Consider the following 11,489-nt stretch of genomic DNA (forward strand, 5'->3'; position numbering starts at 1 on the left):
CGCCCGGGTGCACAAGCACGCTTGTTCAGGATTTTCGAGTGCCGCGCCTTGCCATTTTCCGGATGACACCCCATCATGAAGGAGTGTTCAACAAATCGAAAGGAGGTGATCCGATGTCGAGTGATTTCGTTTTCCAGAACGTGGCCTCAGCGGATCGCACTTTCGGGAAGCAGTCTTCCCGTTAAGGCGCGAGATGCGCGGCTGGCGACCAGCGTCGCCGCCAGGAGCCGCGCCATGGACGGAAACACGGAAGGCCGCCGGCTTCGCGAGAAGCGGCGGCCTTTTCCTTTTTGGGCTGTTTGTCCTCTATTTGGTTACGGTCAACATCTCGACGTTGCGCGCTATATCCTGGAAAGCCTGGTTGAGTTCCGTTCCATTGGCCGCCTGATAAAAGTGCTTGATCTTGGCGGTGTCCGGGCTCGCGCAATCCTGGAGCGTCGCCTTGGCATTCGTTTCGTTTAGGTCAAACCCAATGGTGAAGACCTCGATGCCCTTGTCGCGCATGGCTGCGCAAAGTTTCTTGGCTGCCGTGCGGGTCGGCTCCTTGCCGGCGTCATTGTAAACGTCGCTCACCGTGCTCGCATCGAAGTAGGACAGATTGAATTCGCCGTCTGTCATCAGGATCGCGATCTTGGCAACCTTTTTTGGATCCATCTTGGCCGGCCGCTGCGAAGTCCTCATGATGCCCCCCCAGTTCTCCGACAGCATGTACCAGGTCCACTGCACGCCGATATGGCCGGCGGTCCCGCCGGAGGCGACGAAATTCTTGATGACCGTCTTGAGCGCCGTCGCATCCGCCGTCAGCGGCATCAGCGTGGCGGCCGGGCAGGCGGCGGTGCCGGTTTGCCACGCGAAGGACGACAGCAGGTAGTCGCGGTTGACCATGCTGGCGTCGGGGCCGGCGTCCGAATATTGATAGATCCCCTTGCGCTCGGTAGCGCAATTATCGGGACGGATAAAGCCCGAGACATACTGCACGGCGTCATTGGCCGGCGCCTGTTTGCGTTGACTGGCGGTGGTTTCCACATAGACGCTGCTGGCGGCAAGTGTACCGGCGTTCACCGAATTGGCATAAGGCACGATGGCAACCCGCACACGCGGCTTGGAGGGATCCTGGCCGCCCAGGAAGCTGTCGACAGCATTCGCTGCAGCCGTCCGCAGATCGATGATTTTCTGGCCGGCCATCGACCCGGTCACATCGAGCATCATCGCGACTTCGACCTGCTTGTCCGAATAGAGCGCCGTCGTCGATGCGGGGACGCGTTGCATGCCACTCGTGCCGAAAAGCGGGAAGTAGTAGCTGACATTGACATGGACGTCCGCCTGGACCGTGTTGGCGGTCCGGTCGACGGTCAATTTGTCGAGGACGATCTGGTCGTCCTGCAGGATACCCGCCGTGCTGTTGGCATCGAGAAAGGCCTGCACCGATTTGCTGGCGTCGGCCTCGCTGATAACGCCGGTTGTCAGGTCGCGGGCGGTCGAGGTGACCGCTGCATCGACGACGCCCTGCAGGCTCGACTTTACATTGTAGAGTTGGGACATGTTGACGGCAAAGCCGACACTCAGTGCCAGCACTGAGCCGATTATCCCAAACAGCACCGCGAAATTTCCGCTGCGATCCCCGGCAAAGTCGCCGATCGCCTGAACAAGCCTCCCGAAACGCCGCATTCCTACCGCCTCCATTCGCTACAGCCTGCAGCTGTCCGAACGCGCATTGCAGGAATCCGGCCGGATAGCGCCGCCAGGCGAGGGAAGGTAGGCGGCTACCGCTCAGGCCATTGTTTCCAAACGGTTTCGAGCGGTGACAAGGTAAACAGGTGGTAAACGAAAGCCGCGTCGGCGCGGCTTTGTTCACAAAGCGCTTACCAAGATTCGGGCTCGCAATTCGAGACGGCTGGACAGCGTCCCAATCCGGTACAGACGAGATGTATCGAACAGGATCAGTGCTACCGCGGTGGCGGCAGGTGGAAATCCGGACTGCGAATGTGTCCGAAGATCAGGCCAGCATCCGTGCGCTGACGGTCTTGTCGACGCCACGATAAGGCGGCTTGAACAGATTGCCTTCCTGCTCGTGCGTCCAGACCTTGAACAGGCTGAGCCGATGCGGGCCGAAACTGTGCAGCAGCGGCACGTCGGTGGCGTCGCGGCCGCGCGCTATGACGACGCGGCCGATCCTCGGCACATTGTGGCGAGGATCGAACGTGTACCATCTGCCGTCGAGGAACACTTCCACCCACGCCGAGAAATCCATCGGCGCCGGATCGGCGGGCACGCCGATATCGCCGAGATAGCCGTTGACGTAGCGGGCGGGGATATTCATGCAGCGGCAGAGCGTGATCGCCAGATGGGCAAAGTCGCGGCAGACGCCGACGCGCTCCTCATGCGCTTGCGCCGCCGTGCGGGTCGAGCGCGCATAGCCGTAGCCGAAAGACAGCCGGTTATGGACATAGTCGACGATCGCCTGCACCCGTGCCCAGCCCGGCGAAAGCTGGCCGAAAAGTTGCCAGGCCAGGTCGCCGAGATGGTCGGTCTCGCAGTAACGGCTGCCGAGCAGATAGCCGAGCACATCATCCGGCAATTCGGCGACCGGGACTTCCCTCGCCAGCGTGTTGACCTCGTCCGGCTCGCCGCTGTCCTCGACCACCGCGTCATAGAGGATGCGAAAGCTTCCGGCTGGCGCCGTGAAGCGGCGGCAGCTATTGCCGAAAAGATCGTGGTAGACCCTGGTTGGAACCGACGGCGAGGTCAGCACGCGCGTCTGCCGCTTGATGTCGGCCTGGCGATCCCTGTGGATCTCGAGCAGCGAAACAATCGGCGTGGCTGCAGCGCATTCAATGGCAATTTCATAGCCGAGTCTAATCAGCATCGCCGTCCCCCTACGATCGTCATGGAAGATAGTGCTGGTCAACGCAGGAGAGTGCGCGGCGGTTCCTTGCGAACGTCGAAAACGACGCCTCGCGGCTTCCCATACGGACGCGGCAACGTTACGGTCGATCGACACGCGTCTTTCGAAATAATCCCTCCAAGATGACCCCGGGCAAACCGATGTTCGCAGGCAGAAAATTCGCCGCCTTCCTGTTCGATATGGACGGCACGATTCTCAATTCGATTGCCGCGGCGGAAAGGGTCTGGGCAGCTTGGGCGCATCGGCAAGGTCTTGACGTCGCCGCATTCCTGCCGACCATCCACGGCGTGCGGGCGATCGAGACCATCGGCCGGCTGGCGCTCCCGGGCGTCGATCCTGCACGCGAAGCCGATTCGCTTTTGCAGGCCGAGGCGGCCGATGTCGAGGGCATTCGCCCGATTGCTGGCGCCGCGGCGTTCCTGGCGTTGCTGCCGCCCGGAAGCTGGGCGATCGCCACCTCGGCACCGCGCGAACTCGCCCTGCTGCGGCTGCAGGCCGCCGGCATTCCGGCTCCCGCCGTGATCGTTGCGGCGGAGGACGTCTCCCGCGGCAAGCCGGCACCCGACTGCTTCCGGCTGGCGGCCGAACGGCTTGGCGTCGATGTGCGCGACTGCCTCGTCTTCGAGGACGCGCCGGCAGGCATAGCGGCTGCCGAAGCCGCGGGCGCTGCAATCATGGTGATCAGCGCCACGCACCGGCATCCGTTGGAGACGCCGCATGCCGCTATCGCCGGCTATGACGCGATCGGCATCGCTGTCGATGCCAGCGGCTGGATTGCCATCGAAGCGGAGCGGACGGCGCAGCCTGCGTAGTTTGGCGCCCCTGCCTGGGCTAAAAGTCGCTGGTCAGGCCCTTTACCTCCCAGTCGCCGTAGCGGCCGGGCTCCTTGCCGCCGCGCCCGCCGATCTCTCTCGGATGTGCGGCTTCCTTCTCGCGATATTTCTCCCGCCGGGCCTCGGCCTCGGCCAAGGCACGCCGGGCTGCTGGCCTCAGCGCCTTTTGCGGCTCGCCGTTAGCATTCGTTGTGCTGGTTTCGTCGATCATGTGATCTTCCGCTAGATTGAAACAGGCCCCCGATTGAAACGGGAACCGCTGTTTCCCATCATATAGCGATGGGCCCACAAGGATCGACCCCTTTGTTGGGCCAGAACGGAGCAGATGATGAACACCCTTCGCACCGCCATGCTTTTGGCCGCAATGACGGCCCTGTTCATGGGTGTCGGCTATCTGGTCGGCGGGTCCGGCGGCATGATGATTGCCTTGCTGATCGCCGCAGGCACCAATTTGTTCAGCTATTGGAACGCCGACAAGATGGTGCTGTCGATGCATCGTGCGATCGAGGTCGACGAAAGCAACGCGCCTGAATATTACGCCATCGTGAAGGGTCTGGCGCAACGTGCCGGCCTGCCGATGCCGAGAACCTATCTCATTGACAATCCGCAGCCCAATGCCTTCGCCACCGGCCGCAATCCGCAAAATGCCGCTGTCGCCGCCAGCACCGGCCTGCTCGAGCGGCTCTCGCATGAAGAAGTCGCGGCGGTGATGGCGCACGAGCTCGCCCATGTGCAGCACCGCGATACGCTGACCATGACGATCGTCGCCACCTTTGCCGGCGCAATTTCGATGCTCGGCAATTTCGCCTTCTTTTTCGGCGGCAACCGCGACAACAACAATTCCTTTGGCATCGTCGGCGTGCTGGTGGCGATGATCGTCGCGCCCCTGGCCGCCATGATCGTGCAGATGGCGGTGAGCCGCACCCGCGAATACGAGGCAGACCGGCGCGGTGCCGAAATTTGCGGACACCCGCTGTGGCTCGCCTCGGCACTTGACAAGATCGCGCGGGGCGCCGAACGCATCCGCAACCCCGATGCCGAGCGCAATCCGGCAACCGCCCATCTCTTCATCATCAATCCTCTTTCCGGCGAGCGCATGGACAGTTTGTTTTCCACTCACCCGAGCACAGAAAACCGCATTGCCGCATTGCAGAGGATGGCGAGCGAGATGGCCGGCGCACCCGAAGCGGCCGCGACGCCAAGGCCGGCGCCGGAAGGGACGGGGCAGCAGCCGTCGGGTCCGTGGGACAGGGCCGCGCGGCCCGAGAGGCCGGCTGAGCCGGCCAAGCCGAGGCCCAATCCCTGGGGACGCAATCCGACCGGACCCAAAGGTCCGTGGTCGTGAGTTCAGCGAAGCGCCGGCACGGAATTTCAGGCGATCGTGAACACAATTCGGGCGGCGAGGCTGTTGCCGGCCTCGCCGCGCGTAAGGCGGCCGCCCGCCTGCTTGCTGCCGTCATAGACGCAAGGACGCCGCTCGACGGGCTGACCGACCACGAAAACGGCCATCCGCAATACAAGGCGCTGGACCTGCGCGACCGCGCCCTGGTGCGCGCCATTCTGGTCACCGCCCTGCGCTACCGCATGACCATATCAGGCCTTTTGGCCCGTCGCCTGGAAAAGCCGCTGCCGCCCAACGCCACGGCGCTTTCGCACGTCTTGCATGTGGCGGCGGCACAGATCCTGTTCCTCGATGTTCCCGACAGCGCCGCTGTCGACCTCGCCGTCACCCACGCCAAGTCCGATCCGCGCACGGCGCGCTTTTCCGGCCTCGTCAACGGCGTGCTGCGCACGCTGGCGCGGGCCAAGCAGGACGAGCTCGCGGCCGCACTTGCCGCCACCGACGAGGCGCCAAAATGGTTTTCCGACCGTTTGAAAATGGTCTACGGCCTCGACAAAGCCAGGCAGATACAGCTCGCCCATCGCCATGAGGCGCCGGTCGATTTCTCGGTCAAGTCGGACCCGGCGCTGTGGGCCGAACGGCTCGGCGGCTTTGTCTTGCCGGCCGGCACGGTGCGGGTGGAAAAGCTCAGCGCTTCCGTGACCGAACTGCCCGGTTTCGCGGAAGGCGCCTGGTGGGTTCAGGACGCGGCGGCCAGCCTGCCGGCCCGGCTGTTCGGCGACATCAATGGTTTGCGAATCGCCGACCTCTGTGCCGCGCCGGGCGGCAAGACCGCCCAGCTGATCCTCGCCGGCGCCTATGTCACCGCGCTCGACATGTCCAAAACGCGGCTGGCACGGTTGACGCAGAACCTTGAACGGCTCGGTCTGGCCGCCGAGATCGTCCAGGCCGATCTGCTCAAATACGAGCGGAAGGACCTCTTCGACGCCGTCCTCCTCGACGCACCTTGCTCTTCGACCGGCACGGTGCGGCGGCATCCCGACGTCCCCTGGACGAAGACGGCGGCCGACGTCGAAAAACTGGCCGACCTGCAACGCCGGCTGCTTGCCCGCGCCGTCACCCTGGTCAAGCCTGGCGGTCGCATCGTCTTTTCCAACTGTTCGCTCGATCCGCTGGAAGGCGAAGAGCTCTATCGCGACTTTCTCGCCGGCAATGCGGAGATTGTCGACGACCCGCTTCGGCCGGGTGAGATCGCCGGCATCGACCCGTTCCTGACGCCGCAAGGCACGTTGCGCACCACGCCTGCCGATCTGGAGTTAGGCTCGCCGGGCCGCTCCGGGCTGGACGGCTTCTTTGCCGCCCGCATGCGCAGAGCCGGCTAAGGGCCGATGTTGAAGCGCCGTCCGGCTTCTTGGGGCGAGGAGGCATGGAAAACAGGCTGAACGGCCCCACTGCCGCGGAATTCGCCTTCGCACAAGTTCTTGAATCATATAAACTTGTGCTTGGGTGAGGACGATCAGGAGGGGTTTTGGCAATCGCTGCCGGTAACACGACGCGTCTGTGGACGCTTGTCGCGAGGGAGTTCTGGCGCAAGACGCGCCGGCGCTTGCGCGCCGGGCCACTCTATCGCTGGCGCTACTCCGGCCGCACGCCGGAGCGCGTCCTGATTGCCCCGCCGGACCTGCGCCTCGCCGATCCTCAGATCGCGCTCGAGATCTATTACGGCCGCTATCCGCTTTCGGGGCATCTGGTCGAGACCGGTGGCAAATCGCCCTTCCAGATCGAGGTGCCCAATCCCGGCTGGCAAAAAACGCTGCATGGCTTTCGCTGGCTGCGCCATATGCGTGCCGCGGGTACCGAGCTCGCCGCCGCCAACGCGCGGGCGTTGGTTTCCGACTGGATTGCAATCCATGGCAGCTATATTTCCGGCGTCGCCTGGGAGCCGGGCACGACGGCCAAGCGCGTCATTGCCTGGCTGCAGCATTCCTCGATCGTGTTGCAGGGCGCCGAATTTCCGTTCTACCGCGCCTTCCTGAAATCGCTCGCCGTCCAGATCCGCTACCTACGCGCCATGGTGCGCGAGATGCCGGATGGCAAGGACAGGCTGCGCGCGCGCATTGCGCTGGCCTTTGCCGCTTTGTCGCTGCCGGCGCCGGCCTCGGCGCTGCGCGGTGCCACACGCAATCTCGCCGAGGAGCTCGACCGCCAGATCCTGCCTGACGGCGGCCATATCTCGCGCAATCCGATGACCGTGCTTGAAATCCTCGCCGACCTTCTGCCGTTGCGCCAGACCTACGCCAATCAGGCCGAGACGCCGCCGGCCGCCCTGATCGGCGCCATCGACCGGATGCTGCCGGCACTGCGCTTCTTTCGCCATCAGGATGGCAGCCTTGCCCGCTTCAACGGCATGGGCGCCACTATTCACGACCGTATCGCCAGCATCCTGCATCACGACGACACCGCCGGCGCACCGTTGCTGCACGCGCCGCATTCGGGTTACGAGCGCCTGTCGATGGGTGGTGCCACGGTGATCGCCGATAGCGGCCCGCCGCCGCCCGTCGACGTATCCAATGCCGCTCACGCCGGATGCCTCGCCTTCGAATTGTCGTCGGGCCGCCGGCACTATATCGTCAACGCCGGCATAGACACTTATGGCGCCGCCGAGTTCCGGCCGCTTGCCCGCGCCACCGCCGCCCACTCGACCGCCACCATCAACGACACGTCGTCGGCGCGTTTCAATCACTCCTTGCGCGTCAACGACCTGCTCGGCACGCCTTTGATCGGCGGGCCGCAGCATGTGCCTTGCAAGCGTACCGACCAGAAGGGCAGCCAAGGCTTCATCGCCCGCCATGACGGCTATGTGGCGCGCTTCGGCTTCCTGCATGAGCGCGAGCTGAAATTATCGACCGAAGGCAATGTGCTTGCCGGCAGAGACCGCTTCCTGAGGCCGGGCGGCGCGTCTATCCGCAACAATGGCCGTGATTTCGTCACGGTGCGTTTCCATGTCCATCCCGATATAAACCTGCTCCAGGATGAGCATGACCGTCTGGTGCTGGCCGCCGACCATGCCGACACCTGGGTGTTTACCTCTACCGAAGTGGCGCCCGAGGTCGAGGAATCGATCTATTTCGCCGGACTCGGCGGCCCACGCCGCAGCCGCCAGATCGTGCTTGCCTTCAAGGCCTCGGAAATTTCCGAGGTCCACTGGCAATTGACGCGCACCATCATCGCCGGCCGTCCGGAAAAAGCTGAAGCCGGTGGCAACGGCAGACACTGATCAAGCCTTGCGGCTTGATTTCCGGGCCTCATATGCTACGGCCCGCGGACGCTCTCCAACCAGAACTGGAAAGGCCGCCAGCCCATGGCCGTCGCCGCCAAGAATATTCCCGCGCCCGACCTTGTTCCCATCCGTCGCGCGCTGCTCTCCGTCTTCGACAAGACCGGCCTGATCGATTTCGCCAGGGCGCTGGCTTCGGCCGGCGTCGAGCTGGTCTCGACCGGCGGCACCGCAAGGGCCCTTGCCGAGGCAGGCATGGCGGTGCGCGACGTGTCCGAGCTCACCGGCTTTCCCGAGATCATGGACGGCCGCGTCAAGACGCTGCACCCGTCGGTGCACGGCGCACTGCTTGGCGTGCGTGACGATCCCGAGCATGCCGCGGCGATGCGCGACCATGGCATCGAGCCGATCGATCTCGTCATCTCCAATCTTTATCCGTTCGAGGAGGTGCGTCGCTCCGGCGCCGACTACGCGGCGATCGTCGAGAATATCGACATCGGCGGCCCGGCGATGATCCGTGCCTCGGCCAAGAACCACGCCTATGTCGGCATCGTCACCGACCCCGATGACTATGCCTCGGTGCTCAACGCGCTGGAGATGAATTTCGGCTCGCTGTCGCTGGATTTCCGCAAAAAGCTGGCCGCCAAGGCTTTCGCTCGCACCGCCACCTACGATGCGGCGATCTCGGGATGGTTCGCCGAGGCGCTTGAGATCGAGCACCCGACATGGCGCGCCTTCGGCGGCAAGCTGCAATCGGTGATGCGCTATGGCGAAAACCCGCATCAGGGCGCCGGCTTCTATGTCAATGGTGACAGGCGGCCGGGCGTCGCCACGGCGCGCCAGCTTCAGGGCAAGCAGCTGTCCTACAACAACATCAATGACACCGACGCCGCCTTCGAGCTGGTCGGTGAGTTCGATCCGGCCCGCTCCGCCGCAATTGCCATTATCAAGCACGCCAACCCATGCGGCGTCGCCGAGGACGCTTCGCTGCAGGCGGCCTATGCCAGGGCGCTGGCCTGCGATCCGGTCTCGGCCTACGGCGGCATCGTCGCCATGAACCGCATCCTCGATGCCGCAACCGCCGAAGAGATCGTCAGGACCTTTACCGAAGTGATCATCGCACCGGAGGCGTCCGAAGAAGCGGTCCGCATCATTGCCGCCAAGAAGAATCTACGCCTGCTGGTCACCGGCGGCCTGCCCGACCCGCGCGCGGCGGGCCTTGGCTTGAAATCGGTTGCTGGCGGCTTGCTGGTCCAGGGCCGCGACAATGCGGTGGTGGATGACCTCGACCTGAAAGTGGTGACCAGGCGCGCTCCGACGCCGGTCGAATTGGCCGATCTGAAATTCGCCTTTCGCGTGGCAAAGCACGTCAAGTCCAACGCCATCGTCTATGCCAGGGACGGCGCCACAGTCGGCATCGGCGCCGGCCAGATGAGCCGGGTCGATTCCTCGCGCATCGCCGCGCGCAAGGCGCTCGACGCGGCCGAGGCCGCCGGTCTGACGGAGCCTTTGACCAAGGGATCGGTCGTCGCCTCCGATGCCTTCTTCCCGTTCGCGGATGGGCTTTTGTCGGCAATCGAAGCCGGCGCCACCGCCGTCATCCAACCCGGCGGCTCGATGCGCGACGACGATGTCATCGCCGCCGCCGACGCTCACGGCATTGCCATGGTCTTCACCGGAGTGCGGCACTTCCGGCATTGAACTCCCTCCCTTCCCCTTGTGGGAGAGGGGAAGAGCAGCTCACTCCGCCGGCCGATCCGCCGGATAGGGCGTGCCTATCAGGATCGCCATGCCGGCGCCAAGGAACAGCACGATCGCCGCCATGCCGAGCCGCGCCGAGCCGCTGGCCAGGGTGATCGTGGCCACCATGAAGGGTGCGGCAAAACTCGTTGCCCGGCCGGCCAGCGCATAGATGCCGAAATAGCGCCCCGATTCGGCTGCTGTGACGCTGCGCGCCATATAGGAGCGCGACGACGCCTGCACCGGCCCGAAGGCAAGCCCGATCAGCAGGCCGTAGAAAATGTAGGCCTTTTCCGCCGCCGTGCCGAACAATCCGCCGCCGTCCAGTCCGGGCATAACCCAGGCACCGAACAGCGTGTAGCCCGGTCCGGTCGAGACGATGCCGATCGTGGCAATGCTCAGCATGACGAGCGAAATCATCACTATGGTCTTGGAACCCAGTGCTGTGTCCAGGCGTGCGGCAACCAGGCAGCCGACGATGGCAACGACGTTGAGGATGATGCCGAACAGGCCGATCTCGGTAATCGACCAATGGAACATCGCCGCCGCAAACGTTCCGCCCAGCGCCAGCAGCGCGTTGACGCCGTCCTGATAGATCATGCGGGCGACGAGAAAGCGAAAAATGCCGCTGCGCTTGCGCACTTCGGCCAGCGTCGACTTCAGTTCCGACAGGCCCTCGCGTACCGCCGGCCCGATTGGAATGCCTTTGATCGCATCAGGCGTGAAGAAGAACATCGGCAGAATGAACAGGAAATACCAGGCCGCCGACAACGGTCCAGTGGCGCGTGCGTCCTCGCCGAGCCTGGGGTCGAGGCCGAAGATCGGGTCGAGCCCGACGACGGTCTTGCCGGTTTCAGGCGAGCCGGCCATGACGGTAACGACAAAGATCAGTGCGATCATGCCGCCGAGATAGCCGAGCCCCCAGGCCATGTTCGAGATCCTGCCGATGTCGCTCTTCGGCACCAGGCGCGGCATCATCGAATCATTGAACACGGTCGAGAATTCCGCCGCGACCGACGCCAGCGAGAACAACGCCACGACCAGAAAAAGATTAGAGCCGGGCGCGGCGAACCACAGCAGGGTGAGGCAGGTGATCTTGACCGCGGCGAAGAAGGCTATCCACGGTTTGCGTGGTCCGGTCTGATCGGCGATCGACCCGAGCACCGGCGACAAAACGGCAATGACAACGCCGGCGGCGGCAATGCCGTAGCCCCAGGCCGCTTGCCCGGTCTCCGGATTGCTGGCCATGCGCGAGACGAAATAAGGACCGAAGATGAAGGTGGTGACGACCGTGAAAAACGGCTGTGCCGCCCAGTCGAACAGCATCCATCCCCAGATGCCGCGTCCCGATGCCCGCTGCACTGCCATCTCAGCCATGTCCCCTCCGCTGGA

The 11,489-nt window shown here is 64.1% G+C and carries 9 protein-coding genes; 5 read left to right on the forward strand and 4 right to left on the reverse strand.

Annotation, left to right across the window (positions count from 1 at the left end; genetic code table 11):
* Positions 1–306 precede the first annotated feature (306 nt).
* Positions 307–1,668 (reverse strand): pilus assembly protein TadG-related protein, encoded by a 1,362-nt coding sequence (locus NKI19_RS04470; protein WP_352489167.1) that lies wholly within the window; start codon positions 1,666–1,668, stop codon positions 307–309.
* Between the two features lie 328 nt (positions 1,669–1,996).
* Positions 1,997–2,866 carry a transglutaminase-like domain-containing protein gene (locus NKI19_RS04475; protein ID WP_352489166.1) on the reverse strand — a complete coding sequence of 290 codons (870 nt, stop codon included), beginning with the start codon at positions 2,864–2,866 and terminating at the stop codon, positions 1,997–1,999.
* A 179-nt stretch (positions 2,867–3,045) separates the two neighbouring features.
* Between NKI19_RS04475 and NKI19_RS04480 the strand changes: the two genes are divergently transcribed.
* Positions 3,046–3,717, forward strand: a complete 672-nt coding sequence (locus NKI19_RS04480) for an HAD-IA family hydrolase (RefSeq protein ID WP_352564689.1) — start codon at positions 3,046–3,048, stop codon at positions 3,715–3,717.
* 19 nt (positions 3,718–3,736) lie between these two features.
* Here NKI19_RS04480 and NKI19_RS04485 read toward each other — a convergent pair whose 3' ends face one another.
* Positions 3,737–3,949, reverse strand: a complete 213-nt coding sequence (locus NKI19_RS04485; protein WP_352489164.1) for a DUF1674 domain-containing protein — start codon at positions 3,947–3,949, stop codon at positions 3,737–3,739.
* Positions 3,950–4,066: 117 nt separating this feature from the next.
* On the opposite strand from NKI19_RS04485, the gene htpX reads away from it, so the two are divergent.
* From htpX to purH, 4 genes are all read left to right on the forward strand, one after another.
* On the forward strand, positions 4,067–5,083 hold the full coding sequence (htpX, locus tag NKI19_RS04490) for a zinc metalloprotease HtpX (protein WP_352489163.1): 1,017 nt from the start codon (positions 4,067–4,069) through the stop codon (positions 5,081–5,083).
* On the forward strand, positions 5,074–6,462 hold the full coding sequence (locus NKI19_RS04495; protein WP_352489162.1) for an RsmB/NOP family class I SAM-dependent RNA methyltransferase: 1,389 nt from the start codon (positions 5,074–5,076) through the stop codon (positions 6,460–6,462). Before htpX ends, NKI19_RS04495 begins: the two co-directional genes overlap by 10 nt.
* Positions 6,463–6,608: 146 nt before the next feature.
* Positions 6,609–8,357, forward strand: coding sequence for a heparinase II/III family protein (locus tag NKI19_RS04500; protein WP_352564691.1), 1,749 nt, complete (start codon positions 6,609–6,611; stop codon positions 8,355–8,357).
* A gap of 84 nt (positions 8,358–8,441) precedes the next feature.
* Positions 8,442–10,058: a bifunctional phosphoribosylaminoimidazolecarboxamide formyltransferase/IMP cyclohydrolase gene (purH, locus tag NKI19_RS04505; protein WP_352489160.1), complete on the forward strand. Its 1,617-nt coding sequence runs from the start codon at positions 8,442–8,444 to the stop codon at positions 10,056–10,058.
* A 39-nt stretch (positions 10,059–10,097) separates the two neighbouring features.
* Here the strand turns inward: purH and NKI19_RS04510 are convergent, their stop codons facing one another.
* Complete coding sequence (locus NKI19_RS04510; protein ID WP_352489159.1) at positions 10,098–11,474, reverse strand: MFS transporter; 1,377 nt, start codon at positions 11,472–11,474, stop codon at positions 10,098–10,100.
* Positions 11,475–11,489: the final 15 nt, after the last annotated feature.

Source organism: Mesorhizobium sp. M0751, assembly GCF_040320265.1.
Classification (GTDB): domain Bacteria; phylum Pseudomonadota; class Alphaproteobacteria; order Rhizobiales; family Rhizobiaceae; genus Mesorhizobium.